The 26078-nt window shown below is 71.0% G+C and carries 22 protein-coding genes; 10 read left to right on the top strand and 12 right to left on the bottom strand.

Annotation, left to right across the window (positions count from 1 at the left end; translation table 11 throughout):
* Positions 1-15: 15 nt before the first annotated feature.
* Positions 16-843: a hypothetical protein gene (locus ACQBAT_RS10820; RefSeq protein ID WP_420748752.1), complete on the bottom strand. Its 828-nt coding sequence runs from the start codon at positions 841-843 to the stop codon at positions 16-18.
* A 78-nt stretch (positions 844-921) separates the two neighbouring features.
* Between ACQBAT_RS10820 and rimO the strand changes: the two genes are divergently transcribed.
* The 4 genes from rimO to ACQBAT_RS10800 are packed head-to-tail and all read left to right on the top strand — an operon-like array spanning position 922 to position 3996.
* The gene (gene rimO, locus ACQBAT_RS10815) at positions 922-2430 is read left to right on the top strand and encodes a 30S ribosomal protein S12 methylthiotransferase RimO (protein WP_420748753.1); all 1509 of its coding nucleotides are present in this window, start codon (positions 922-924) and stop codon (positions 2428-2430) included.
* A complete protein-coding gene (pgsA, locus tag ACQBAT_RS10810) occupies positions 2427-3071 on the top strand; it encodes a CDP-diacylglycerol--glycerol-3-phosphate 3-phosphatidyltransferase (protein WP_420748754.1) in 645 nt (214 codons plus the stop codon). The genes rimO and pgsA overlap by 4 nt, the downstream gene beginning before the upstream one ends.
* The gene (locus ACQBAT_RS10805) at positions 3068-3652 is read left to right on the top strand and encodes a CinA family protein (RefSeq protein ID WP_420748755.1); all 585 of its coding nucleotides are present in this window, start codon (positions 3068-3070) and stop codon (positions 3650-3652) included. The genes pgsA and ACQBAT_RS10805 overlap by 4 nt, the downstream gene beginning before the upstream one ends.
* A 2-nt stretch (positions 3653-3654) precedes the next feature.
* The gene (locus tag ACQBAT_RS10800) at positions 3655-3996 is read left to right on the top strand and encodes a helix-turn-helix domain-containing protein (protein WP_420748756.1); all 342 of its coding nucleotides are present in this window, start codon (positions 3655-3657) and stop codon (positions 3994-3996) included.
* A gap of 15 nt (positions 3997-4011) precedes the next feature.
* Here the strand turns inward: ACQBAT_RS10800 and ACQBAT_RS10795 are convergent, their stop codons facing one another.
* The 3 genes from ACQBAT_RS10795 to ACQBAT_RS10785 are packed head-to-tail and all read right to left on the bottom strand — an operon-like array spanning position 4012 to position 6726.
* Positions 4012-4875: a DNA-formamidopyrimidine glycosylase family protein gene (locus tag ACQBAT_RS10795; protein WP_420748757.1), complete on the bottom strand. Its 864-nt coding sequence runs from the start codon at positions 4873-4875 to the stop codon at positions 4012-4014.
* A complete protein-coding gene (locus ACQBAT_RS10790) occupies positions 4868-5764 on the bottom strand; it encodes a hypothetical protein (RefSeq protein ID WP_420748758.1) in 897 nt (298 codons plus the stop codon). Before ACQBAT_RS10790 ends, ACQBAT_RS10795 begins: the two co-directional genes overlap by 8 nt.
* Complete coding sequence (locus ACQBAT_RS10785) at positions 5761-6726, bottom strand: DMT family transporter (RefSeq protein WP_420748759.1); 966 nt, start codon at positions 6724-6726, stop codon at positions 5761-5763. Before ACQBAT_RS10785 ends, ACQBAT_RS10790 begins: the two co-directional genes overlap by 4 nt.
* A 59-nt stretch (positions 6727-6785) precedes the next feature.
* Here ACQBAT_RS10785 and ACQBAT_RS10780 point away from each other — a divergent pair, with 59 nt between their 5' ends.
* Complete coding sequence (locus ACQBAT_RS10780) at positions 6786-7727, top strand: SDR family NAD(P)-dependent oxidoreductase (RefSeq protein ID WP_420748760.1); 942 nt, start codon at positions 6786-6788, stop codon at positions 7725-7727.
* 9 nt (positions 7728-7736) lie between these two features.
* Positions 7737-8237 (top strand): PaaI family thioesterase, encoded by a 501-nt coding sequence (locus ACQBAT_RS10775; protein ID WP_420748761.1) that lies wholly within the window; start codon positions 7737-7739, stop codon positions 8235-8237.
* Between the two features lie 28 nt (positions 8238-8265).
* Here the strand turns inward: ACQBAT_RS10775 and ACQBAT_RS10770 are convergent, their stop codons facing one another.
* From ACQBAT_RS10770 to ACQBAT_RS10750, 5 genes are read right to left on the bottom strand one after another with little or no spacing between them, the layout of a single operon-like run.
* Positions 8266-8694: a hypothetical protein gene (locus ACQBAT_RS10770; protein WP_420748762.1), complete on the bottom strand. Its 429-nt coding sequence runs from the start codon at positions 8692-8694 to the stop codon at positions 8266-8268.
* Positions 8676-9095, bottom strand: coding sequence for a type II toxin-antitoxin system VapC family toxin (locus ACQBAT_RS10765; protein ID WP_420748763.1), 420 nt, complete (start codon positions 9093-9095; stop codon positions 8676-8678). Before ACQBAT_RS10765 ends, ACQBAT_RS10770 begins: the two co-directional genes overlap by 19 nt.
* Positions 9083-9352, bottom strand: coding sequence for a hypothetical protein (locus ACQBAT_RS10760; protein ID WP_420748764.1), 270 nt, complete (start codon positions 9350-9352; stop codon positions 9083-9085). Before ACQBAT_RS10760 ends, ACQBAT_RS10765 begins: the two co-directional genes overlap by 13 nt.
* Before the next feature lie 49 nt (positions 9353-9401).
* Positions 9402-14282, bottom strand: a complete 4881-nt coding sequence (locus ACQBAT_RS10755) for an Lhr family ATP-dependent helicase (protein WP_420748765.1) — start codon at positions 14280-14282, stop codon at positions 9402-9404.
* A gap of 37 nt (positions 14283-14319) precedes the next feature.
* Positions 14320-14514, bottom strand: a complete 195-nt coding sequence (locus ACQBAT_RS10750) for a hypothetical protein (protein ID WP_420748766.1) — start codon at positions 14512-14514, stop codon at positions 14320-14322.
* Positions 14515-14693: 179 nt separating this feature from the next.
* Here ACQBAT_RS10750 and ACQBAT_RS10745 point away from each other — a divergent pair, with 179 nt between their 5' ends.
* Positions 14694-16694: an ABC transporter transmembrane domain-containing protein gene (locus tag ACQBAT_RS10745; RefSeq protein ID WP_420748767.1), complete on the top strand. Its 2001-nt coding sequence runs from the start codon at positions 14694-14696 to the stop codon at positions 16692-16694.
* Positions 16695-16882: 188 nt separating this feature from the next.
* Positions 16883-18646 carry an ABC transporter ATP-binding protein gene (locus ACQBAT_RS10740; protein ID WP_420748773.1) on the top strand — a complete coding sequence of 588 codons (1764 nt, stop codon included), beginning with the start codon at positions 16883-16885 and terminating at the stop codon, positions 18644-18646.
* Positions 18647-18762: 116 nt separating this feature from the next.
* Here ACQBAT_RS10740 and ACQBAT_RS10735 read toward each other — a convergent pair whose 3' ends face one another.
* Positions 18763-20679 (bottom strand): carboxyl transferase domain-containing protein, encoded by a 1917-nt coding sequence (locus ACQBAT_RS10735; protein WP_420748768.1) that lies wholly within the window; start codon positions 20677-20679, stop codon positions 18763-18765.
* A 43-nt stretch (positions 20680-20722) separates the two neighbouring features.
* Here ACQBAT_RS10735 and ACQBAT_RS10730 point away from each other — a divergent pair, with 43 nt between their 5' ends.
* Both ACQBAT_RS10730 and ACQBAT_RS10725 read left to right on the top strand, forming a co-directional pair.
* Positions 20723-21646, top strand: a complete 924-nt coding sequence (locus ACQBAT_RS10730) for an AEC family transporter (protein WP_420748769.1) — start codon at positions 20723-20725, stop codon at positions 21644-21646.
* Positions 21647-21665: 19 nt separating this feature from the next.
* Positions 21666-21887, top strand: coding sequence for a DUF3046 domain-containing protein (locus ACQBAT_RS10725; RefSeq protein ID WP_420748770.1), 222 nt, complete (start codon positions 21666-21668; stop codon positions 21885-21887).
* 63 nt (positions 21888-21950) lie between these two features.
* Here the strand turns inward: ACQBAT_RS10725 and ACQBAT_RS10720 are convergent, their stop codons facing one another.
* Together ACQBAT_RS10720 and ACQBAT_RS10715 are read right to left on the bottom strand one after the other, a co-directional pair.
* Positions 21951-24650, bottom strand: a complete 2700-nt coding sequence (locus ACQBAT_RS10720) for a hypothetical protein (protein WP_427197684.1) — start codon at positions 24648-24650, stop codon at positions 21951-21953.
* Positions 24651-24969: 319 nt separating this feature from the next.
* Entirely contained in the window at positions 24970-26073 is a 1104-nt protein-coding gene (locus ACQBAT_RS10715; protein WP_420746615.1) for an aspartate-semialdehyde dehydrogenase, read from the bottom strand.
* Between the last annotated feature and the right edge of the window lie 5 nt (positions 26074-26078).

Below are 26078 nucleotides of genomic sequence, written 5' to 3'. Positions count from 1 at the left end.
CCCGATGTCCATCGCTCAGCCCTCGGTCCGGTCAGGCAAGGTGGGCAGCGTCTCCAGCAGAAGTGTCGGACCCTCGCCCCCGAGCAGGTCCACGTGCGACGTCCAGTGCCAGCCGGTGGGCAACGGTGCCAAGGCGATGTGCCGCACCATTCCCGTCTGTTCGGTGGTCTCTGTCCACGCTGTCCATCCCTGAGGAGCGCCGTCCACGGGAGTGATGGTCACGTCATACTCGCCGGTGCCGTAGGCCACTTCGCTGCCGTCCTCCGCGACGCCATACCCCGGGCATTCCCGCACCGCCTCGGTGGCGTCGAGCGCAGCTGCGGTGGCCTCCTCGGCGTCCGACCCAGAGGCGAACAGGTGCACCTCGGACTCGAGGAACTGGGCGTCCTTGAAGTGCCAGCGACGCTGCGCCGCGTCTGCCGGCTGGACCGGGTCGAGTTGCACCCCGCACACCTCGGTGCGGTAGCGCGGTCCGTCCGGTGGGAAAGGACGCCACTCCTGGGGCAGGTCAAGGATCGGTAGCACCTCGGCGAGCGCGGACCCGTCTCCCTCTGGCATGAGTCCGGGTTCCCCACCCTCGACAGGGCCGATCGGACCGGTCGCGGTGGTGGGGCGGTCCACGGGTGCGGAGGTGGTGTCAACGGGAGCTGCAGACCCCTCCGCCGCAGCTCCCGCCGACACCGTCGATCCGGTTGTCCCGACCGGATCGGTGGAGGAGGGGGTCCGACCGCACGACGTGACGAGCAGTGCTGTGGTCATGACCAGTCCCAGGGCCATCGGCATCCTCATCGGTGTCCTCCTCGGTATGCCTTCCACGATGTCAGCGGCATCGCTCCAGGTCATGGGCCCGAGGGTGGCTTCTGGGGACCGGCCCGGACTGGGCCCGCGTGGGTCCCCAGGCCCAGCCCTACACTCGAACCCATGCAAAGCCGTAGCGTCGCCGTCGTCACCCTGGGCTGCACCCGCAACGAGGTCGACTCCGAGGAACTGGCCGGCCGTCTGGCCGCTGAGGGCTGGACCCTGGTGGATGACGCGGGGCAGGCCGACGTCGCCGTAGTCAACACCTGCGGCTTCGTCGAGCAGGCCAAGAAGGACTCGATCGACGCTCTGCTCGAGGCCAACGACCTCAAGACCACCGGGCGCACCCAGAAGGTGGTGGCCGTCGGCTGCATGGCCGAGCGTTATGGCGAGCAACTCGCGGCCGAACTGCCCGAGGCGGACGCGGTCCTTGGCTTCGACTCCTATGCGGACATGTCCGGCCACCTGCAACGCATCCTGGCTGGCGAGCGCCCGGCCTCTCACGTGCCCACCGATCGGCGGCGACTGCTCCCGATCGCCCCAGCCGCACGGCATACGGCCTCCTCGGACGTCGCGCTGCCTGGCCACCAGCAGCGGCTGCGCGAGGAGGAGCAGGAGCTCGCCGAGACGGCGCCCGCCAGCGGTCCACGCGTGGTCCGCGCGCGCCTGGGCGAGCGCCCGTGGGCGCCGCTGAAGATCGCCTCGGGGTGCGACCGGCGGTGCTCGTTCTGCGCGATCCCGATGTTCCGCGGCAGCTTCGTCTCCCGCGACCCGCAGGAGGTGCTGGCCGAGGCCCGCTGGCTGGGGGAGCGGGGCGTCAAGGAGGTCTTCCTGGTCAGCGAGAACACCACCTCCTACGGCAAGGACCTCGGCGATCTGCGGCTCGTGGACGCGCTCCTGGCCGAGCTCGCACAGGTCGAGGGGATCGAGCGGGTGCGGGTGTCCTACCTGCAGCCGGCCGAGATCCGCCCCGACCTGCTCGAGGCCATGGCGAGCACGCCCGGCGTGGTGCCCTACTACGACATCTCCTTCCAGCACGCGAGCGGCCCGTTGCTGCGTCGGATGCGCCGGTTCGGTGACCGGGCTTCCTTCCTGGCGCTGCTGGACCAGATCCGCGACGCCGTCCCGGAGGCTGGGATCCGCACCAACGTGATCGTCGGTTTCCCCGGCGAGACCGAGGAGGATCTCGCTGAGCTGATCGCCTTCCTGGAGGCGGCGCGGCTGGATGTGGTCGGGGTCTTCGGCTACTCCGACGAGGACGGCACCGAGGCCGAGGGGCTGGACGGCAAGCTGGACGCGGACGAGATCGCCTCCCGCGTGGACCGCGTCTCGGCGCTGGTCGAGGAGCTGACCGCCCAACGTGCCGAGGAGCGGATCGGCACCCTGGTCCAGGTGCTCGTCGAGGAGATCGAGGGCGGCGAGGGCGCCGAGGATGACGAGGACGAGGTCGAGCCGCGGCTGGTCGGCCGGGCCGGGCAACAGGGGCCGGACGTCGACGGGGTCACCTATCTGGTCGACGGCGCGGGAGGTATGCCGCAGCTCGCCCCTGGCGATATCGTCACTGCGCGGGTCGTGGCCACCGAGGGCGTCGACCTGATCGCTATCCCCGAGCAGGAGGACCTCGCCCCGTGATCGGTCCCCATGACCCGGACGGCCCGGAGATCGCCACCGTCCCGGAGGTGAAGCCGGTCTCCTCCTTCAACATCCCCAATGCCCTGACGATGCTGCGGATCGTGCTGGTGCCGGTCTTCGTCTGGTTGTTGATGCGCGATGGCGGGGCCGACTCCGGGTCCGACTCCGGGGCCGACCGGTGGTGGGCCACGATCGTCTTCGTGGTGGCCACGATCACCGACTGGGTCGATGGGTCGATGGCGCGCCGCAACGGTCAGATCACCGCCTTCGGCAAGTTGATGGACCCGATCGCGGACAAGGCGTTGATGGGGTCAGCGCTCATCTGTCTGTCCCTGCTGGGCGAACTGCCGTGGTGGGTGACGGTCGTGATCCTGGTGCGCGAGATCGGGATCACCCTGATGCGTTTCGTGGTGATCCGGCGGGGCGTCATCCCGGCCAGTCGTGGTGGCAAGCTCAAGACCGTCCTGCAGGCGGTCGGGCTGATCCTGATGCTCGCACCGCTCGGGACGGTGCTCGGCACCCTCGGCCTGTGGGTCATGTATGCCGCCGCGATCGTCACAGTGGTGACCGGCATCGACTACGTGCGCCAAGCGTTCGGGCGGCCGGCCAGCGCGGCTGCCGAGGAGACCGCGCGGCGATGACCACGCCTGCCGAGCGCATTGTCGCGCTCTTGCGTGAGCGCGGTGAGACGGTCGGCACCGCGGAATCGTTGACCGGCGGACTGGTCTGTGCCTCGATCGTCGACGTCCCGGGTGCCAGCGCCGTGGTCCGCGGCGGGATCGTGGCGTATGCCGTGGACGTCAAGGAGAGCGCGCTCGGCGTACCGGCCGAGTTGCTCGCTCGTCACGGTGCGGTGTCGGCGGAGTGCGCTGTGGCGATGGCGCAGGGCGCGCTCCGGACGCTGGGGGCGGACTGGGCCTTGGCGACGACTGGGGTAGCGGGCCCAGGGCCAGCGGTGGACGAGCGCTCGGGCGGCGTGGACGAGGCCGGCACGGTCCACCTCGCTGTCGTCGGGGAACACGCCCGGTCGCATCGAACGTTGCACCTCCATGGGTCCCGAGCCGAGGTGCGGGCAGCAGCCTTGCACGAGGCGCAGGAGTTGCTGATCGACACGCTGGCGGCAGGTCTGTCGGTGCCGACAGGTAACGTAGTGGATCCGATGGAGAACGGTTCGACCGAACGCGTGCGAGCCGCGCGACAGACAGGATGCGAAGGGAGTTGACCATGGTGCTGCTGCGACGTGAGCTGGGTGATGTGCTGCGCGAGACGCGGCGGGATCAGGGGCGCACCCTGCGCGAGGTCAGCGCCGCGGCCAAGTGCTCCCTGGGCTACCTGTCCGAGATCGAGCGTGGCGAGAAGGAGGCCTCCTCCGAGCTGCTGGCCTCGATCTGCAAGGCCTTGGACGTCCCGATGTCCCAGATGCTGTCCACTGTCGCCGACCGGGTCAGCCTGGTCGAGGCGGCGCAGAACCAGATGACCGCGGTGCTCACCGAGGGCCTCGCGCAGCCGATCCGCCACCGCGTGGTCAAGGACGCCAGCGGCCGCCGGGTCATCAGCGCGGCCTGAGGGGCGCGTGGCTGTTCAGCGCGTTCGGCGCTCGGACCTCCCGTGGCCCAGCGGCGCCTGCCGCCCGCCGTCGTCGTTCGGGGCGAGCCCGCCCTGGCAGACGGGGCAGTAGAACATCACCCGCTCCTGCGGCTGACGTCCGATCGGGGCCAGCCTCACGGGTTGTCCGCATCGCTTGCAGGGCAGCCCCATCCGCCCGTGCACGAAGCCATCGTCTTGGTTGACATCGGCGTGCCCGGTGACGGTGGTCCGGCCGGCGCGGGCGCTGCGCACCAGCATCCGCCGAGCCGTGTGCAGCAGGTCCTCGATCGTCTCGGTCGGCAGGTGACCCACGGGCGTCCACGGGTTGAGCCCGAGCTCGAAGAGCGGTTCGGCGGTGAAGATGGTCCCCATCCCGGCGACATTGCGCTGGTCGAGACAGGCCTCGGTGATGGTGCGCGCGGGGTCGGCCAGCACGTTGGCCACGGCGAGGGACGCGTCATACCGGGGATCGAGGAGGTCTGGGCCGAGGTGTCCGACGACGCGGTGCTCCTCGGAGGTGCGGACCAGGTCGAGCATGCCGAGGCTCTCTCCGACGGCGACGCGTTCGGCGGTCCAGAGCAGCGCCCGGACCGTATGCCGTGTCCCCAGCGCGTGCCGCCGCGCCACCGGGTGCAGCCGCCAGCTGCCCTCCATGCGCAGGTGCGAGTGCACGGTGAGGTCGCCCTCGATCCGGTGCAGGAGGTGCTTGCCGCGCGGGACGACCTCGATCGTGCGTCGGCCCGCGAGGTCAGCGGTCGCGTGGGCCGGGACCCGAAGGTCGGAGCCGACGAGCACTTGCCCGGCCAGGCCCTGGTGCAGCCGTCGTGCGGTCCGCCAGACGGCATCACCCTCAGGCATCCCCACCCCCGGCGAAACCCACGCCCAGGGAGGTCCCGATGCTGATTACGGCAGTCGGGGGTCCGCCTGTCCAGGCCAGCGCCGCGGCGGCGCCGTCATTGACGAGCAGGGTCACGGGCAGGCCGAGGGCGTCGGTGAGGGCCTCGGCAGGATCTGGACCCAGCTCGTCGAGGCGGCCGTACGTATCGTCCACGTCGAGCCGACCATCGACGACGTAGTTGGCGATCGCGACCCGCGCGCTCGACGCATTCTTTTGGCCCGCCGCCGTAGCAGCAGCGGCGATGACGGACAGGAGTTCGGCCGCGGGTGGCCAGGTCGTGAGGTCGAAGGGTTGCCACGGCACCGGCTGGCGGTGCACCCGTCCGACCTCGCCGCGAGGTCGTGAGAGGGCCGCCTTGACCGCGGTGTGCCCGAGGTCGAGGAGGAGCACGGGGTGATCCGCGGGATCGGCCGGGGGATGCCCTGCCAGCTGGTGCGACGCGAGGCCACGCAGTGACGCCTCGGCAGGGGAGGGCGCGATCACGATCTGCGAGCCTCCACCAAGCAGCTCCTGCCCTGCGTCAGCCAGCGCCCTCCTCCTACGGGCCACCACCCCTCCGCACAGCACGATCCGCTCCACCTGCGCCCACCGCGCCCATTCACCAGGACTGGAGTCACCGGGCGACCACTCCTGCCGCGCTACGCGATCCTCCGGCCGCGGAGCGGTCAGCGTCCGCAGCAGTCGGCGCAGACCCGCCAGCCACGCGTCATCCGGCAGCTGCGATGTCGCGCCCAGGGCTCGGCCGGCGGGCTGCTCGTGCCAGGGTTGCCCCGGCTGAAGCAGGAGCGTGCGGTTGAGCCCGGTGCGTCGTGTCGGCTGGAACGAAGTGGGGGTGGGCAGCGACGTCATACGGGCTCCGGGACGGCAGGGCGGGCACGCCGGCGCACGCCCATGACCAGCAGGCTGAGCACGACCACGACGATGCCCACCGCCGTCAGCCAGGACAGGTGCTCGCGCAGGACGAGGACGCCGAGGAGGGTGGCGGTGACCGGTTCGGCGAGCGACAGCGTCGCCACCGTGCTGGCCGGCAGCCCGGCGAGCCCACGCTGGAAGAGCACGTAGGACACGCCGGTGGCGATCACCCCCAGCCAGAGCACCATCAGCACCCCCGATCTCGTCCACAGCCACGACAGGTCTGCGCTGAGCAGGGCAGGCGCCAGGAGCAGGGCCCCGATCGTGAAGAAGGTGGCCATCACCCGCAGCCCGTTCGCGCCCCGCAGCAGGAGGGCCCGGGCGGTGATCGTGTAGCCCGCGTAGGAGGCGCCCGCCCCGAGGGCCGCCACCACCCCGAGCAGATCGATCCCGGCGCCGCCCGAGCCCGACCCGGCGACCAGCAGGACCACGCCCACCACGGCGCCAGCGGTCGCGAGCAGCCACCGGCGGCTCAGCGTCTCGCCCAGGAAGAGCCCGAGCACCCCGGTGAACAGGGGCGCCGCGCCGAGCGCGACGACCGTGCCCACCGCCACCCCGGTGCGCGCCACGCCCAGGAAGAAGCAGGCCTGGTATGTCGCCACCGCCAGGCCGCCGATCGCGATCAGGGCGGGCGAGGGCAGGCTGAGGCTTGCGCGGGGAGCGGAGGGGCGCGCGGGAGCGGCGGGTGGGGCGAGGTCGCCGGGAGAGGTGCGCTGCGGCATACGGGACCCCAGGGCGAGGAGCACCAGCACCAGGGCGCCGAGGGCGACCCGGGTGGCGCCGACCGAAGCGGGATCCGAGCCGTCCGGACCAAGGGCCTGGGCCGTGCCGGTCGTGCCCCAGAGCATGGCGGCGCCGAGCGCGGCAAGAGCGGCGCCGAGAGTCGAGCGGGCGGTCACCGGCACATTCGATCACGTCCGAGCCGTCGGGGAGGAATGCCTGCGCCTAGGCTCCTCGGATGAGCCTGCGCCATGCTGCCGCGCGTCTGGTCGACACCGCTCTGGACCGGACGATCGTCCCCGGCTTCTCCACGATCGGGTATGCCGTGCGCCGCCGCCTGCCGACCTGGCCGGCTGACCCGTCGCCCGGTGCGTTGGCCGGTGCCCACGTGGCAGTGACCGGGGCGACGTCCGGCCTCGGCGCGGCGGTGGCCGAGCGCGTGAGCGAGTTGGGTGGGCACGTGCACCTGGTCGTGCGCGATCCGGGGAAGGCCGACGCGGTGGTCCAGGCGCTACCGCGATCCGCCACGGTGTGGACGTGCGATCTGTCCGACCTGGACAGCGTCCGGGAGGTTGCCGCGCAGATCCGCGAGGCCGACGTCCGCCTCGACGCAGTAGTGCACAACGCCGGAGCGCTGCCGGTCACCCGGACCGAATCCGCGCAGAACCACGAGCTGACGATGGCGATCCATGTGCTGGGGCCGGTTCTGCTGACCGACCTGCTCCTCGATCACCTCGCGCCCGACGCCCGGGTGGTCCTCGTCACCTCGGGCGGCATGTATGCGCAGGCGCTACCGGTTGACGATCCGGACTATCGGGAGGGGGAGTACGCAGGGGTGCGCGCGTACGCCCGGTCCAAGCGGACCCAGGTCGAGCTGCTGCCGATTCTCGCTGAACGATGGGCGCCGAGGGTGGTCTCTGCGATGCACCCGGGGTGGGCGGCGACACCGGGTGTCACCGCGTCACTGCCCGGATTCGCGAGGGTGATGGGGCCCGTGCTGCGCGACCCCGCCGTCGGCACTGACACGACCGTGTGGTTGCTCGCCAGCACACCCGCTCCGCCCGGCGGCGGCCTGTGGATGGATCGACGGGAGCGGCCCACGGCTGTCTTCGGATGGAAAGCTGCGAGCGAGGTGGACCGACAGCGGATGTGGCAGTGGGTGCGCAGCGCCATCGACTAGGTTGAGGTGATGGCAGCAACGATGCAGGGCCCAGCGGTTCAGGACCACTACCCGGAGGACACCGCGTACTGCTACGGGTGCGGTGCCCGCAACGAGCATGGTCATCAGCTCAAGACTCGGTGGGAGGGCGAGCCGGGGGAGCGGACGATCACCCGGTTCACCCCGAGCCCGGAGCACACGGCGATGCCGGGGTTCGTCTACGGCGGGCTGATCGCGGCGGTGCTGGACTGCTCGGGCACCGGGTCGGCGGCGCTGGCCGGGACCCGGGAGGCAGGGCTGGACCTCGAGGCCGACGGTGCGCTGCGGTTCGTCACCGGCACTCTGGAGGTCCGCTATCAGCGGCCGACGCCGATGGGCGTCGAGCTGGTGGTGCGCGGGGTGATCGAGGAGATCAAGGGCCGCAAGGTGACCGTCTCGCTGACGATGCAGGCCGGCGAGGACGGCGAGGAGGTCGCCTCGGGGAAGGTCATCGCCCTGCAGGTGCCGGACGAGATGCGCCCGGGAGCCTGACGGCCAGCTGACAGCCTCGCGCCGGTGCTCAGGTGCCGCGGACGCTGCGCGGTCCGACGACCTGCACGCCCGGGTCGACGTCCAGGACCCGCGCGATGAGACCGCGGTCCGCCGTAGCGAGCGCGACCTGACGGCCGTCCTTGAGGAGGGCGCGGCACTGCTCGACGATCTCGTCGTCGCCCGATCCGGGGGCGTGCACGATCGTGATGCCAGAGCCATCGCCGGCGGCCACCCCACGTCGGGCCTGCCCCTCCAGGACCAGCACCACCCGTTCGTACGGCAGGGCGGCCGAGGTCAGGTGTGCGTGCAGCCTCTCCGCCGCGCCCGGGCGGTCGCGCCACCACCCATCAGGGACCGAGCCGATCACGTTCGCCGCATCGACGACGAGGGCTTCGGCGGTGAGCCCATCGGCGATAGGGACATCCACCACGACAGCATCTACTCCGGGGTCAGCCATGGCAAGAGCTCGACGACCTCCAGGCCCAGTGCCAGGGCCGCACGGCGTAGCGCCTCGTCGATCGTGGCGATGGCAGCGCCGTGGGTCGCTGACACCAGGAGGACGCAGCAGTCCGGCATGCGCAGGCCCGTGCGGGAGCGCAGGGTGGCCAACTCTTCGGCGTCCACGTCGCGCAGGTCGACGACGGTGAGATCGAGTTCGGTGAGGTGCTCCCCAGCCTCGGCCGCGGAATCTGCGTCACCCGCAGGACGCACCAGAACCTCCGCCAGCGTCAGGGCGCTGACGGCCCAGTCCTCTGTGCTGTAGCGGGCGAGCGTGGTCGTGGTTGTCGCATGGTGAGCGTCGTCCTCGTCGAGGATGGCGATGAGCACGCTGGCGTCGAGGGCGATCACTCCGGCCACTCGTCTCGCAGTTCTTCCCGAGAGCCAGGCGGGAAGAGCCCCCGCAACCGATGAGGCGGGTTGTCGAGGGCTTGCAGGCGCCGTCGGGCGCGCGCCTCCACCGACCTCTCAGGCAACTGCTGGCTGCCCTGGATGGCCAGCCGGCTCAGCAGCCGAGCCCGCGACGTCTCTTCCGGCCACGCGCGCTGAGCAGCAGCCAGGGCAGCGGACAGCTCCTCGGTCTCGGTGACCAGAACTCGCGGCTTGGTGGTGGGCATGACCTCAAGTGTATCACCGCGTGTATCACCATGCGCGATGGTGGCCGTCTCAGCGGCGCAGCCGCAACCCTTGCGGCGCGGTGTGGAACCCCGCGTCGACGAGCGCGGCGGCGAGCGGCGAGGGCGAGCCCAGGGCGGAGGCACCGTCGATCTTGGCCACCGTGATCCCCCGCAGGGCGCCGGAGCGCACAGCCTCGCGCAGCGCCTGCGCGACGCCGGCCCACACCTGCTCGGCCACGAGGTGGGTCGGGGCCGACGAGGTCAGGGCGCTGCGCCCGCCCCGCTCCAGGTAGAGCAGGAGCGATCCGTCGACGAGGACCACCATGGCGCCCGCCTTGCGGCCCGGACGGTGCGTGCCCTCGCCCTCCCCGCGCTCCGGCCAGGGCAGGCTCGCGCCGTAGGGGTTGGCCGGGTCGGTCGACGCCAGCAGCACCACTTCGGCCTCCCGTCCGGGCTGCTCGAGGTCCCCGGCCAGCGCGCGGAGGCGGTCTATCGCTCCCGCGGTCCCGAACTGCGCCGCGCCCAGCCCTTCCACGACATACCCGCGGCGGACCCGGCCGGCCTCCTCGGCGGAGGCGAGCACCCGGTAGACCCCGGCATAGCCGCCCGGGATGCCCTCGGCGACGACCGAACCGCGGGTCAACACGCCATACCGGTCCAGCAGTTGCTCGGCGCTCGCGAGCGCGCGCACGGTCGGGTCGCTCTCCAGTTCCGGCAGCAGGGACCAGCGACCGACCGAGGTGGGCGGGCCCGACCGGGTCGGCAGGGGCGGGCGGCCAGGACGGGACGCGAGTGCGATGGAGGATCTGGACAACCGACCGCGGCGCGCGGGCGCGCGACGCGCCTTGTGCGCGGTCCGACCTCCGGCGAGCAGGGCACGCACCGGGGCGAAGGTGTCCGCACTCACCCGCCCGTCCCAGACGAGGTCCCAGAGCGTCTGGACGAGGCGCTGGTCGTCGGTCGACCCCACTGCATCGGCGAGCGCGCGGAAGAAGTAGGCACCGCCCGGGACGCGCTCGAACAGGTCAAGCACCTGACCTGCGGCGGAGGAGTGCTCCGCGGAGCGCTCCGGCTCATCATCGACGCTGGGAGAGGGCGCCTCGGGCGGGCTCATCGTGAGGTGCGCCGTCTCGGCCAGGTGCAGCGAGACCCAGCCGTCGTCGCCGGGCAGGGGGCCGTGCCCCTGCCACAGCACCTCACCGGAGCTCATCAGCTCGTCCAGGAGCGCCGGCGAGTAGTCGCGCACCCGCGCTGGCAGCACCAGCGACTCGACCGCAGAGGCTGGCAGCCGCGCGCCGGCGAGCTGTTCGACCGCCCGCATCAGGCCGTCGAGCCCGCGCAGCCGCTCGCCACCCGATCCCTGGGCCAGTCCGGCGGCGCCCTGCCACCGCGGCAGGAAGCGCGCGTAGGTCGGCTGGGCGACCGGCTCCACCTCCTGGCGGAGCGCGGCGAGCGAGCGCCGCCGCAGCAGCCGCAGCACCTCCGCGTCGCACACGTCCTCGGCGCCGGTGCCGTGGGGGACCAGGGCACCTTCGACCATGCGGCCGCTGCCGACCAGCCTCCGTATGGCGTCGCGCACCACCGCGGTTCCCAGGCCCAGGCGGTCGGCCAGGTCGGGCACGGTGAACGGTGTGTGGGTGCGCGCGTAGCGGACGACAAGATCCCCGAGCGGATCCTCCACGCCCTCGAGGAAGGTCGCCGGCACGCCCAACGGCACCGCAACCCCGAGCGCGTCCCGCAGGCGGGCGGCGTCCTGCACGTCGGCCACCCGGTCGTGCCCGGCGATCCGCACCTCGATCACGCGGCGGGTCTCGATGAGGTGCGCGACCCAGCCCTCGATCTCGTCCCGGGACTCCGCCCTGGTGCGTTCGGCGATCTCCGCCACCGAGAGCGGGCCGAGCACGCGGAGCAGATCTACCACGTCCTCGGCGTCGCGGGCCGCTCGCTCGGGGGTGAGCCGTTGGAGCTCGGCGTGGGTCTGGGCTACGACGTCAGGGTCGAGCAGGTCGCGCAGCGCTGCCCCATCGCCGCGGCCGAGCAGCTCGGCCAGGAGTGAGGGGTCCAAGGAGAGCGCCGCCGCGCGTCGCTCCGCGAGCGGCGAATCGCCCTCGTAGAGGAACTGCGCGATATACCCCATCAGCAACGACCGCGCGAAGGGCGAGGGGAACTGGCTGGCGACCGTGACCACCCGGATCTCGCGGGAGGAGACCCTGCGCATCAGGTCCACGAGTGCGCCCACGTCGTAGACGTCCTGCACGCACTCCCGCACCGCCTCCAGCACGATCGGGAAGGTCGGGTAGCGCGCCGCCACCTCAAGCAACTGCGCCGACCGCTGGCGCTGCTGCCACAGGGGTTGCCGTTTGCCCGGATTGCGGCGGGGGAGCAGCAGCGCCCGGGCCGCGCACTCGCGGAAGCGGGAGGCGAAGAGCGCCGAGCCACCGATCTCCTGCGTCACCAGATCCGCGACCTCGTCGGGGTCGAGGGTGAGCAGCTCGGCGATCTCGGCATCCAGCTGGGCAGCATCGGACGTGCCTCCTGCGCCAGACCCGCCGCCCGAACTCTCCTCGTCCCAGGCACCCAGGTCGGGCAGCCGCAGCACAATCCCGTCGTCGGCCGCGAGCGCCTGCACATCGGTGCCGTAGCGCTCCCGCATCCGCGCGGCCAGGCACAGTGCCCACGGCGCGTGCACCGGCGTGCCCCACGGAGAGTGCACGACGACGCGCCAGTCGCCGATCTCGTCCCGGAAGCGTTCGACGACGATCGTGCGGTCATCAGGCAGGTGTCCGGTCGCCTCTCGCTGGTCGGTGAGGTAGGTCAGCAGGTTGTCGGCGGCCCAGTCGTCCAGACCGCGTTCCCGCAGGCCGGAGCGGGCCTCCTCGCTCGGTCGCCCCGCCGTGTCTCGCACGAAGCTGCCGACCGCGGCACCGAGCTCGGCCGGTCGGCCCTGCGCCTCGCCCTTCCAGAACGGCAGTCGGCCGATCTGCCCCGGCGCGGGCGTGACGAGGACCTGGTCATGGGTGATGTCTTCGATCCGCCAGCTGGTGGTCCCGAGGGTGAAGACATCACCGACCCGCGACTCATAGACCATCTCCTCGTCCAGCTCGCCCACCCGCCGACCCGGGCCGTCCCCGGTGGCCAGCATCACGGCATACAGGCCTCGGTCGGGGATGGTGCCGCCCGAGGTGACGGCGAGCAGTTGAGCGCCGCGGCGCGCCGACAGGGTGTCGGTGACGCGGTCCCAGACGATCCGGGGGCGCAGGTCGGCGAAGTCCTCGCCCGGGTAGCGGCCGGCCAACATGTCCAGCACCGCCTCGAAGACCGGGCGGGACAGCGCGGCGTAGGACGCCGACCGGCGGACCAGGTCGAAGAGGTCGGTGACGCTCCAGTCCTCCATCGCGACCATCGCCACGACCTGCTGGGCAAGCACGTCGAGCGGGTTGGTGAGCACGCGCAGCCGCTCGATCATCCCGGCGCGCATCCGATCCACCACGACCGCGGTCTGGATCAGGTCGGCCCGGTGGGTCGGGAAGAAGACGCCCTCGCTCACCGCGCCGACCTGGTGTCCGGCGCGCCCCACGCGCTGCAGGCCGGAGGCGACGCTGGGTGGGCTGGCGACCTGGACGACGAGGTCGACGGCGCCCATGTCGATCCCGAGCTCGAGGCTGCTGGTGGCGACGACGGCGGGCAGCTGCCCGGTCTTGAGCGCGTCCTCGATGATCGCGCGCTGCTCCTTGCTCACCGAGCCGTGGTGGGCCCGCGCCAGCGCCGGGGGAGCGCCGCGGCTGGCTCCGGACTGCGCCATCACCTGCGCCGGTGGACCAGAGTCTCCCGTATGCCGTGGACCCAGCTCCTCCTGCTCGTCGCCTTCGTCCCACGCCTCGTTGAGCCGGGAGGTGAAGCGTTCGGCGACCCGCCGCGAGTTGGTGAAGACCAGGGTGGAGGTGTGCTCCTCGATGAGCCGGGCGACCCTGCGTTCGACGTGCGGCCAGATCGAGGCGCGCTCCTCGGGGTCGGTCGAGGGAGCCCAGACGTCGCCATCGCTGACCTCTCCGTCGCCGTCGAGGTCGGGCAGCACCGGGCCGGGGCCGGTCAGCCAGTCATCCGGTGCCTCCTCGCGGTCCTGCGTCGTGGCCCGCTGGGCCGGGACCGTCGTGGGGGAGCGGCCAGGGGTCGGCAGCTCGGTCGCGCCTGGGTCGGACATGTCCGGCACCGGCACCACGACCTGCAGGTCCCACGCCTTGGTGGAGGGAGGCTGGACGGTGCTGACCGGTCGTCCACCGGCGAGATAGCGGGCCACCTCCTCGACCGGGCGCACGGTTGCCGACAGCCCGATCCGTTGGGCGGGGCGCTCGAGCAGGGCGTCGAGGCGGTCCAGCGTCACCGCCAGGTGGGCGCCTCGTTTGGTGCCGGCAACCGCGTGCACCTCGTCGATGATCACCGATTCGACGCCGGTGAGGGCCGAGCGTGCCTGGGAGGTCAGGAGCAGGAAGAGCGACTCGGGGGTGGTGATGAGGATCTCAGCGCCATCCTTGGCGAAGGCGCGGCGCTCGGCTGCCGGGGTGTCCCCGGAACGCACCGCGACTGAGACGTTGGGTGCGGGCAAGTCGAGACGACCGGCGGCATGCCGGATGCCGACCAGCGGGGAGCGAAGGTTGCGCTCGACGTCGACGGCCAGCGCCTTGAGGGGGGAGACGTAGAGGACGCGACAGCGGGGCAGGTCGGGGTCGGTGCGCGGCTCGGCGACGATCCGGTCCAGCGCCCAGAGGAAGGCGGACAGCGTCTTGCCCGAGCCGGTGGGCGCCACGACCAGCGTGTGGTCGCCGCGGCTGATCGACTCCCAGGCGCCGGTCTGGGCGGCGGTCGGGGCGGGGAAAGAGGCCTCGAACCAGGCCCGCGTGGCGGGGGAGAAGGCGTCGAGGATCAGGCTCACGCGGTCACTGTGCCACGGAGCACCGACAGAGGTCGGGTCAGCGGTCGCCCGACTGCGGCACGGTGCGGCGCTTCTTCGTCAGATCGAGACGGTTGCCGTAGTTGCCGGTCACCGCGGGCACCGGGGGGCGCTCCATCTCGCGGCGCTCGTGGTGCATGGTGCGGTAGGTGGGGCGCCACAGCTTCAGGGCGATGAGCAGCTTCTGCCACCAGGCCAGGTCCTGCGTGCTCATGCGTCCTCCAGATCTGTGGGGGGTGTGGCGTTGTGGTGCAGCGCCTTCGTGTGCCAGCGATGTCGTGCTTCGCCATTGTGTCACGGCGGGTGGCTGACCCGGAACGAGGTCGCGCGCGACGGCTCGGCCGGAAAAGCCGTCGCCCAGTGTCAGTACCTGGGCATACGATGCAGCACGCCATGCGTGACTTTCCCCCTTCCGTGACGGCCTGGACCCCAGGCTCGTCCGACGCGTCGACCCCAGACACCCGGTCGCCGCTGCGCTTCCTGATCTGGGTGCTGCGACAGCAGTGGGACCTGGTGATCGCTGCCTGCCTGTGCAGCCTGCTCTGGATGCTGCCGACGGCGCTGACGCCGTGGGTGTTCGGCCGAGCCATCGATGAGGGGATCGTCCCGCACGACAGCTCCCGGGTGTGGTTCTGGGCCGGTGTGCTCCTGCTCATCACCCTCGTGGGTGCGAGCAGCGGCGTCTTCTACCACACGGTGGTCGTGCGCTCCTGGCTCGTCGCGGCCTACGGGCAGACCGGCCTGGTCACCAACAAGGGCGTCCGGCTGGGACACGTGCTCCCGCGGCGAGCGCCGACCGGCGAGGTGCTCTCGGTCAACGGCAGCGACGGCGAGCAGTTCGGCCACTTCGTGGAGATTTTCTCGCGCCTGGTGGGCAACCTCATTGCGTATGTCGTCGTGGCAGCGATCGTGCTCAGCACCTCGGTGCACCTTGGCCTGGTCGTGCTGCTCGTCGCGCCCCTGCTGGTCGTCGTCTCGAGCTTCCTGCTCAAGCCGCTGTCCGCGGCCCAGACGCGTGAGCGCTCGCGGGACTCCGAGCTGACCTCGATGGCGACCGACATCGTCGCCGGCCTGCGGATCCTGCGTGGCATCGGTGGCGAGCGGATCTTCGGTGACAACTACGCGGCGCAGAGCCAGCGTGTGCGCCGGGCTGGGGTGCAGGCCGGCGGCTGGGGCGCGTTCGTCGAAGCCGCCGGTGTGCTGCTCTCCGGTCTGTTCGTGGTGGCTCTGATGGCGATGGGGGTGGACAAGGTGCGGGAAGGAGAGCTCCAGATCGGCCAGCTGGTGACCTTCCTTGGTTACGCGCTGTTTCTGGTCCAGCCGATCCGGGTGGTCTTCGTCTCCTTCGAGCAGATCACCCGCTCCTTCGTCTCGGCCCGCAAGACCATCGGGGTGCTCGGCAGCCCCGATCCGTGGCCGCGGCGGGACACCGGTGGGCGGGAGGCCGACGGGCAGGAGAGTGTCCTGCCGGTGTCGGACGACGCGCTGGCAGACGGTGATCTGGTGGACGAGCAGTCCGGCGTCCGCGTCCGGCCCGGCCTGCTCACGATGGTGGTCAGCGCCGTGCCCGATGACAGCGCCGCCCTCGCAGACCGGCTGGGCCGATATCTGCCGAGCCTGCAGACCGTGGCCGGATCCGAGGACGAGGATGACGAAGCCACCGGCAAGGCGGCCAAGCGGGCGCTGCTGGCCCGGCTGGCGGCGCGCGCAGAGCTGGCCGCGGCCGATACCGCTGCGGCGACCGGCCCCTGGGGCGTGACCCTGTCCGGCATCGATCTGTCCGACCTGCCGCTGGAGCAGGTGCGGGCGACGGTGCTGGTGAGCGATACCGCCGCCCATGTCTTCGCCGGCACCCTGCAGCGGGCGGTCGACCCCCACGGGCGCCTCACCCGGTCGCAGGCGGAGGCGGCCCTGCACGCGGCGGCCGCGGAGGACGTCTACGACATCCTGCCCGGCGGCTGGCAGGGCGTCCTCGACGAGCGCGGCCGGGGTCTGTCCGGCGGTCAGCGGCAACGGCTCGTGCTCACCCGCGCGTTGGCCAGCGACGCCCCCATCCTGGTGCTCGTCGAGCCCACCTCGGCGGTAGACGCACACACCGAGGCGCGTATCGCCGAGCGTCTGCCCGCACACCGCTCCGGACGCACCACCGTGGTGATGACGGCATCCCCCCTGCTGCTGCACCACGCCGACGAGGTGATCCTCCTGGCGGGTGGCGCCGTCGCGGCGAGGGGCACCCACGACGAGCTCGTGGCCGCCCACGACGGCTATCGCCGCACCGTGCTGCGTGGCGGCGAGGACTCGGGCGACAGCGGATCAGACTCGGGCGACGGCATACAGGGACGGAATGGCGCAGCCCACGCTGACCACGCGACCACGCAGGAGGTGACGACGTGAGCGACACGCCCACCCTGGACCGCGCCCTCGCCGAAGACTCGGAGCGCACCTGGCGCGAGCACGGCCAGCCCCAGCCGGCCGTCCCGCAGGAGCTGCGCCCACCGCCCGCCGGCAGCGTGACCCTGCGCGAACGCCACAGTTTGCTCTGGGGCCGGCACGCCCTGCGACGCACTCGCGCGCGGGACTACATGCGCGGGTCCCTCAACCCCGAGCGTGGGCTGCCGGTGGCGACCTCGCGCACCGTTGTGGACTACGTCGGCGGCCTGCTGCGTCGCCGGGGCGGCCTGGTGGCCGTCGTCACCCTGGCCAACGCGCTCGCCGCCGCGGCCGGTCTCGCCGTGCCGTTGCTGCTTGGTCAGCTGGTCGACTCCGTGGTGGACGCCGGGGGCGTGCCGGCGAGTGGGACGGTGACCAGGTTCGTGCTGCTCGTCACCGGGGTGCTCGCCGCGCAGGCCGTCCTGACCTACCTGGCCAAGTGGCTGGCCTCCATCCTGGGTCAGGGCGTGCTGGCCGAGGCGCGCGAGCACATCATCCGTGCCGTCCTGCGCCTGCCCCTGGGCACCGTCGAGTCGGCCAGCACCGGCGACCTCGTCACCCGAGTGACGCGCGACGTCGGGTCGATGAGCCGCGCGGTCCGCTGGGCGCTACCCGAGTTCATCATCGGCACCGTCACTGTGCTGCTGACCTGCGTGGCGATGATCATCAACGCCTGGGCCCTCGCCTTGCCGACCCTCATCACCGCGTCACTGTCGCTCTACCAGGTGCACCGCTACCTGCGCGAGGCCCCCGCCTGCTACCTGCTCGAGGGCGCGACCTACTCCCAGATCAACACCACCCTGACCGAGACCGTCGAGGGCGTGCGCACGGTGGAGGCCTACGGGCTGGAGGCGCAGCGGCGAAAGGCGGCCCAGGACGACATCGAGGTGGCAGCGCAGGCCGAGCGCTACGGCCTGTTCCTGCGCAACATCTTGTTCGCGGTGATGGACATGGCGTTCTCGATGCCGCGGGTCATCACTCTCGTCGTCGGCGCGATCCTCTACACCCAGGGCTGGGTGACGCTGGGCCAGATCACGGCGGCCATGCTCTACATCGAGACCTTCTACGGACCCTTCGACCGGCTCGTCGGCACCATTGACGAGCTGCAGGTCGGGATCGCCTCGACCACCCGACTGCTCGGCATCGCCGAGGTGCCACCGGACCGGGAGGCCGGGGAGGCCGAGCCGGTCGGGTCCGAACTCGTGGGGCGTGACCTGCGCTACGCCTACCGCGAGGGTCATGACGTCCTGCACGGGATCGACCTGGCGCTGGTGCCGGGGGAGCGGCTGGCCGTGGTCGGGCCCTCCGGCTCCGGGAAGTCCACCCTGGGCCGGCTGCTCTCCGGCATCCACGGTCCGCGGACCGGTTCGGTCACCGTCGGCGGCGTGGAGCTGGTGGAGCTGCCGCTGGAGCGGCTGCGCACCGAGGTCGCGCTCGTCACCCAGGAGCACCATGTCTTCCGTGGGACGGTGCGCGACAACGTCGAGCTGGCGCGTGAGGGGTCCGGCGAGGACGGTGTATGGCGTGCGCTCGCCGCAGTGGAGGCCGACGCCTGGGTGCGGTCCTTGCCTCGAGGGCTGGACACCGTGCTGGGGGCGGGTAACCACGTGCTCACCCCGGCGCAGGCCCAACAGGTCGCGCTGGCGCGCCTGATCCTGGCTGACCCGCACACCCTGGTGCTCGATGAGGCGACCTCGCTGATCGACCCGAGGACGGCGCGGCACCTCGAGGGGTCGATGAATGCGCTGTTGACCGGGCGCACGGTGGTGGCGATCGCGCACCGGCTGCACACGGCCCACGACGCCGACCGGATCGCGGTCGTCCAGGACGGCCGGATCATCGAGCTGGGCAGCCACGAGGAACTGATGGCGGCTGGTGGTGAGTACGCCGCGCTCTGGCGCGCGTGGACCAGCTGACGGATCCGGTCGCCACGAAGGCTCGCAGCGGCCTTTTGGACGGGTGCGATCGCGCCCCTCGGCACCGGGCTGGTGCTGGCCCTGGCCCCTGACGCGCTTCCTCGTGCGAGCAGGCCCTACTCCGGCAGGATCGAGCCCGGCGACCCGTCGATCTGCGGGAACTCCGGCGGGGCCTCGGTCGCCAACTTGCCCAGGGTGCGGGGGCGCAGCCGCTCGTCGGCCTTCTGCCGCAGCCGGCGCGGGGTCAGCCCGTGCTGCTTGTTGTAGCCCTCGATGATGGCCGCCCTCAACGCACGTGAGGTCTCGTACGGGTCATCGCCATCGTGCACGATCGTGTCGACCAACCCCTGGGCCTTCAGGTCGTCGGCCGAGGCCTTCATCGTCTCCAGGGTCATCCCGACCTGGTCCACCGTCGGGTTGGCCTCGTTGTAGAGGATCGTCGCGGTCGAGCGCGGCTCGGAGACGAAGCCCAGCGCCGAGTCCAGCATGATCGTCTCGCGCCCGAAGGGCGTGGTTGCCAGGCCACCGCCACTGCCCATGGCACCGGTGATGATGGAGACGGTCGGGTAGGGGTGGGACGCCGACTTCTTGATGCTCTGCGCGATCGCCCGAGACTGCCCGCGCCGCTCGGCGGCCATCGTCGGCAGGGCGCCGAGGGTGTCGGTGAAGAAGACGATGGGCAGGCCCCAGCGGTCGGCCGCGTCCATCATCCGCACGGCGTACTCGAAGTCCTCAGGGCTCGGGTTCGGCGGGGTCTTGCCGACATATCCGGCCGAGATCCGGTAGCACGGCTGGTCGCCGATGACCATGAAGCTCTGCTCGCCGATCGTCCCGAGGCCGGCGATGACGTTGGGGTACTTCTTCTCGTCCTCGAAGCGGACGTGGTTGTAGAACGGCACCGCAGAGTCGAACACGGTCTGCAGGAAGAACTCGGTGTCCAACCGGCCGGCGCTGGCCGCGATCTCGTTGTAGCGGGCCATCAGAGCCTCGCGCAGCGCGAGGTCGCTGCCCGCGCCGTCGCGCCGGTCGCGCGGGACCTGCACGGTCTGCTCGGGGACCTGCCGGTCCCACAGAGCCGCGGAGAAGCCTTCGGGACCCGCAGTCATGGCGCGCCCACCGGCCACGACGTCGTTGGGGCGGACGGGATGTTCCGCGGGCTCCCGGTCCACCTTGATCTTGTTCGTCGAGCGGCTCGCGGCAAAGATCCGGCCCAGGAAGTCGATCAGCTCATCGACATCCTTGACCAGCACGTCGACATTGCGGTCCAGGTAGTTGGCCTCAGCGCTCTGCATGCCCTTGGGCACCTGCTTGCCTTCAAAGGTCTCGATCACGCGGCGGCCGGCGAAGCCGTAGTCAGTGCCCTCGAGCGCCACGACCAGATCGGCGACGGGGACGGCGCTGGCGGACATGCCGCCCCAGACCTGGCCGGCGAGCACCGAGATGTAGGGGCGGTTGGTCTGGTGCTGGAACTTGTTGGCGGCCGCGGCCATCCGCTGCATCTGGATCAGGCCCAGCACGTTCTCGTGCTGGCGAACACCTGAGGAGGCGCCCATGCTCACGAGGGGCAACTTCTCCTTCTCGGCGAGTTCGGCGGCCTGCACGAACTTCTCCCCGGCCACCTCGCCGAGGGAACCGGCGAAGAAGGCCCAGTCCACGACATACACCACCGCGCGCTCGCCGTTGAACTGCCCGATCCCGAACTTGGCCGACTCGGTGGCGCCACTGCGGGCCTCGGCGTTGAGCAGCTTGTCCTTGTACTGCTCGATGGTGTCGCCGACCCGCCGCTGAAGGCCGATGAGGTCGTCGACCACGCGAAGGTGGCCGTGCCGCTCCTGGAGGGTGATCTTGTCCAAAAACTCGCGGATCGCCTGGGTCGGGTTCAGGCCAGGACGGCCTTCGTAGAGGGTGGCGACGGTGCGGGGGACCACCGGGCGGCGGTCGAGCATCTCCCGAGTCAGACCACCGTCACCGGTGATCCAGTCGGGGTCCAGACTCGAGTCGCTGCTGTCGGGTCGCTCCCGCGATTCGCTCATCCTGGCAGGCTAGCAGCGAGACCTGCACGACTAACGTAGAGATGTGCTGGCCGTCCTGCAGGGATTCTGGTTGATCTCGGTCGTCGTCGGGGTCGGCTGGCTGATCGCGCACACCAAGCTCTTCGATCGGGCCGGTCAGCAGGTGCTGGCCAGGCTGACCTTCTGGGTCGGCTCGCCCGCGCTGCTCTTCCTGGTCGTCGCTCGAGCCGAGACCTCGGTGGTCTTCTCGGGCTTCCTGGTGGCCACGGTGGCGGGCATCGTGGTGACCTCGATCGTGTACCTCGTCTTGGCCCGATCGCTGCTGAGCCGGACGTGGACGCAGTCGGTGATGGGCGGGATGAGCGTCAGCTATGTGAACAGCAACAACCTGGGTGTTCCGATCGCGATCTACGTGCTCGGCGACGCGAGTTGGGCGGCGCCGATCGTGCTCCTGCAGCTCACGATCCTGCAGCCGCTGTGGCTGGCGATGCTGGACTCCAGCCAGGGCGGGCGGGTGTCGTGGGGGCGGTTGCTGCGGGCGCCTTTCACCAACCCCTTGACTGTGGGCAGCCTGCTCGGTCTGACGGTCTCGCTGACCGGCGTCCGGATCCCGGAGATGGTCGAGGCGCCGCTGGAGCTGATCGGCGGGATGGCGATCCCCGGCATGCTCATCGTCTTCGGCATCTCGCTGCGGCTATCGCCACTGCCGCGTGGCCGGGACAGCCTGCTGGACATGGGCATCGTCGCTGCGCTGAAGTTGGTGCTCATGCCGGCGGTCGTCTGGCTGGTCGCCGGGCCGATCCTGGGGTTGGCCGCGCACGAGGTCCTGGCTGCGGTGGTGATGGCGACGTTGCCCACGGCCCAGAACGTCTACCTGCTCGCCGTCGCGTACGGCAGGGGAGAGGCGGTGGCCCGCAATGCCGTCTTCCTCACCACGGTGCTCGCCATGCCAGCGATGCTCGTTGTCGTGGCGCTGATGGGTGGGTAAGCGCCGTTAGGCTGGTCGGATGCGGTTGAGCGAGTTCTGGGCGCTGATGGAACAGGAGTTCGGTCGCGGGTATGCCGCGGTCGTCGCCTCGACGCAAATGCTGGGGTCGCTGGGTGGTCGGACTGTCGATCAGGCGCTGACCGACGGAGAGCCAGTCCGCAGGATCTGGGAGGCAGTGGTGCGGGACATGGAGGTTCCGCCGGACCACCAGCACCTGCCCGACCCGCCGCGCCGCCAGTAGGTCACCGGGGCGGGGGAGTTGCCAGCGTCGGGTCTGCGGAGCGGCCAGCGCCAGGCCCCTAGGTCAGAAGGGTGGGGGGTCGTCGTCGCGGTTGTCTTGGTGGTCGGTCCAGGGGGTGGCTGGCTCGTCGGCGCTGGTGTGCTCGGGGCCGGGCGGCGGCTGGGCCGGTAGGTCGAGGAGTTGTTCTGGGGTGGGGTGGTCGGGTGGTGGGCCGGGGCGTCGTTGGCCGTTGTGGTCGGTGTGGTGCAGGTGTCCCCAGTCTTCGATGGTGAGCCAGTCTTCGGAGCCGACGATGTCGTCGTGTGCTTCGGTCCGTTCGCCGGGGTTGCGGTGGACCAGGGCGGCGTAGAGGAGTTGGTTCATCAGGTCGCGGCGGTAGGCCAGGTCGGCGCGGTCCTGCTCGCTGCGCTGGCGTAGCAGATCGCCGTATCGGGGAGTCGTCCCGGCCACTGGTTCTTCTGGGGGTTCGGGTGGGCTGTAGGGGGTCTTGGTGGTGAGGCGGTCGAGGTATTGGCGGTAGTCGTGGCCGCGGGTTCTGGCGATTTGGCCGAGCAGGGTGGTCCAGGTGAGGTCGCGGCGGCGGTTCATGATCGAGGTCCACAGTTTTTTGGTCTTGCGGGCGTGGTCGAGGGCTTCTTTGGAGTTCAGGTTGATCTCGGCGGTCCAGGCGTGGGTGGACCATTCCTTCTCGTGGTCGATCTCGCACCTGTCGGCCGGGCGGCGCGAGCCAGGGCCGCGCCCGTACCTGTCCGCGGCCCAGATCTGACGCTTCATGTCCGCATCCGGGGTGCGGGAGAAGGTGGAGCGTTCGATACAGCGCCCGTCGGCCGGGTCGTACAGGAGCCGGGAGAGCACCGTTCCGGGGGTGAGCACGATCTGCCGGGCCTGCCGGGGGGTGATGAACCCCGAGTTCCACCCGACCAACTCCCCCACCCCCCTCGGCGCCCGCCGCCCAGCGGGTGGCATGGTCCCGTCCCCGGGCTGGCAGGGTGCGCCAGGGGCGCACCGTGAGTGCGGACCATCCAGATCAGTGCCCACCCCGGGTTCGCTGCCAGGGATGGGGGCAGAGTCCTCCCCAGAACCCGGGACGGATTCCTTCCCAGGACCCGGGACAGAGCCCACCCCGGGTTCGCTCCCAGGGATAGAGGCAGAGCCCTCCCCAGGACCGGCGACAGAGCCCTTCTGAGCAGCTGAGGCAGAGCCCTCCCCAGGACCCGAGGCAGAGTCCTCCTGAGCATCGCAGGCAGAGTGTTCCGCAGGGTCCGTCTCGTCGTGTCCGTGTGGGGTGGACGGTGGGTGTCCCACGGGGGTGGTGCAGTGTGGGCAGACGGCTCCGATGAGGCTGTCCCAGGGGATGAGGAGCTCGACCTTGCCGGCCGGGGTCGCGTTGATGATCGCGCGCAGGGCCTGGGCGTCTTCGGGAGTGATCACCTCATCAAACAGACTCTCCTGGCCCCCGGCCTGGCAGGAGCACCCGCACCCGGCCCCGGCCCCGGCCCCAACACTGTCATCACCATCGCCGCTCTGAGCGCTCTGACCGCACTGGCCGTCCTGGCCGTCCTGACCGCAGCGGCTGTCCTGGCTGGTCTGGTTGCAGGTGTTGTGGGGTGTGGGTTCGCCGGGCAGGGTGAGGGTGCCGTGGATGAGGAGGATGGCGGTGATGTCGGAGCGGAGTTGGGCCAGGGTGCGGGGGTCGCCGCCTTTGCGGGCGCGGCGGGCCATGTCATCGATGCGGGTGATGACCGCGATCCCGGTGACGGTCCCGAACTGGGCCAGCAGGTTCGCCACGCCCTCCTCCCCGATATCGAGGCGGGCGTCGCGGGCCGCGTGGGCGGCGTCCCTGACCCGCTGTGTCTGGTCTTCGTCCTGGGTACTGGCGCGGGTGATCTCGCGTGCCAGAGCGGCTTTGAACTCGCTGTGATACCAGGGCTTGCCGGGCACGAGTTCACCGTCGGGGTCCAGACGTTCAACAGCGGCGACGTCTTTGTCGGTGCCGAACATCACCAGCGACACCCGTGCTGTCTGGTCTACGGGGAGGGCCCGGGTCTGGGCCTGGAAAGTGATGGCCTGTTGTCGGACGATCTCGCCTCGGCGTAGCGCACCGAGCAGGTGGGAACGGATCGTGCCGGGCACGGTGGCCAGGGCGACCTGTTGGCGGGCTTGCCAGATACCGATCCCGGACAGCACGCTCACCTCTCCAGCCACAGCAGCCTTGGTCTCTGCCCGCCAGGACTGGTGCGCGCTCTTGGACAACGCTCGCGGGTCATCCACCCCGCGTCGGCCCAGCAGGGTGCTGCCCGCGGCCATGACCAGGTCCTGGGTAGCGACCAGCAACGCGGCCTCCAGCTCGCACTGCGCATGCCGCATCGCTGCCATCCCGTCCAACACCTCCCCAGCGGTGGCCGGCACCGGCACCCCCACGGCCTCGGTCCCATCAGCAGCGACCTGCGCCGAGATCGCCCCCACCCACCTAGCCGCAGACCCCGCATCCAAACCCAGGGCCTCCAACGCCCGGGTCGCTGCCTGGACCACCCCCAGGCTGGCGGTGGCGTCCTCACCTGGCTCACCGGTCGTACCAGGACCGGGAGGGTCATCGGCCTCCGGAACAGCAGGCGTGGCAGGTTCGTCGGTGGCCGCTGGGAGGAAGCCAAGTACTTCATCCCAGTCCGCCCGCTCCCGCTCGACCGCATCACGCTCACGCTCACGCGCATCCCGCGCAGGCTCGTCACGCGAAGGCTCGTCACGCTCTGGCTGCGTCGCCATCCCCACCTCACCCCGCTTCCCTCCACTAGACCGGGACTATCCAGAAAGCCCCTCTTCCTGAACTACCACCCACCCTAGAACACACCTCCGACATACCCGACAGTTGTCCACAACCAAGATCCCCGAGAGCACCCCACCCACGGGGATGTGGACAAACTCAGGACGAGACCTCCCGGGATGTCTCAGGAGAAGCGCAGGCGAATGACCGGCGAGGCGCGCGCGTAGACACGAAAGTGGCGCCGAGGCCCAGGCCCAGGCCCAGGCCCCAGCCGACGCCGAAGCGGATGACGGTCGATGACGGGCGGTCAGCCTGAGCGGCTCAGACCAGGCCGCGCTCCAGCAGCACCTCGGCGATCTGGACCGCGTTCAGTGCCGCTCCCTTGCGCAGGTTGTCGTTGCTCACGAAGAGCACCAGGCCACGACCCCCCGGCACCGACTGATCGGTGCGGATCCGGCCCACGAAGGACGGATCGGATCCGGCCGCGGCGAGCGGGGTCGGCACGTCGGCCAGTTCGACGCCGGGAGCCTGACGCAGCAACTCGGTGGCCCGCTCCGGACTGATCGGAGCGCCGAACTCGGCGTGGATCGCCAGGCTGTGGCCGGTGAACACCGGCACCCGCACGCAGGTCCCGGAGACGGCGAGCTCGGGGATCCCGAGGATCTTGCGCGACTCGTTGCGCAGCTTGACCTCCTCGGAGGTCTCGCCATCCTCGACGAGGTCACCGGCTAGCGGCAGCACGTTGAAGGCGATGGAGTCCACGTATGTCGCAGGCTGGGGCAGCTCCACCGCGTCACCGGAGTGGGTGAGGGCTTCGACGGGGATGTCGCCGGTCAGGGCGGCGCGGACCTGGTCGCCCAGTTCGCTCACGCCGGCCAGGCCCGAGCCGGACACAGCCTGGTAGGTCGCGACCCGCAGGCGCTCCAGTCCGGCCTCCGCGTGCAGCGGACGCAAGACGGGCATCGCGGCCATCGTGGTGCAGTTCGGGTTCGCCACGATCCGGCGGCCGCCCTCGCGGGTGGCCAGCTCCAGGTCGTCGGGATTGACCTCACTGACCACCAGCGGGATCTCCTCGTCCATCCGCCAGGCCGAAGAGTTGTCGACCACGATCACACCGGCCTCGGCGAAGCGGGGCGCATGCTCCCGGGAGGCGCTGCCGCCGGCGGAGAAGAGCGCGACGTCCACGCCGGAAAGGTCGGCTGTGGCGACGTCCTCGACCACGATCTGGCGAGGCGCGTCATACCCGTCGATACCGTTGGTCGAGCCGTCCCACGGCAACTCGCTGCCGGCTGAGCGGGCGGAGGCGAGGTAGCGGACGGAGGCGATCGGGAAGGCGCGTTCGCTGAGCAGTCGGCGCATCACCGAGCCCACCTGGCCGGTGGCACCGACGAGGGCGACGTGCAGGTGTCGGTCGTGCTGCGGCATACCGG

Source organism: Ornithinimicrobium pulveris, from assembly GCF_050261105.1.
Taxonomy (GTDB): Bacteria; Actinomycetota; Actinomycetes; order Actinomycetales; family Dermatophilaceae; genus Ornithinicoccus.
The sequence above is the reverse complement of the archived record's forward strand: the minus strand, read 5'-3'. Positions and strand labels throughout refer to the sequence as shown.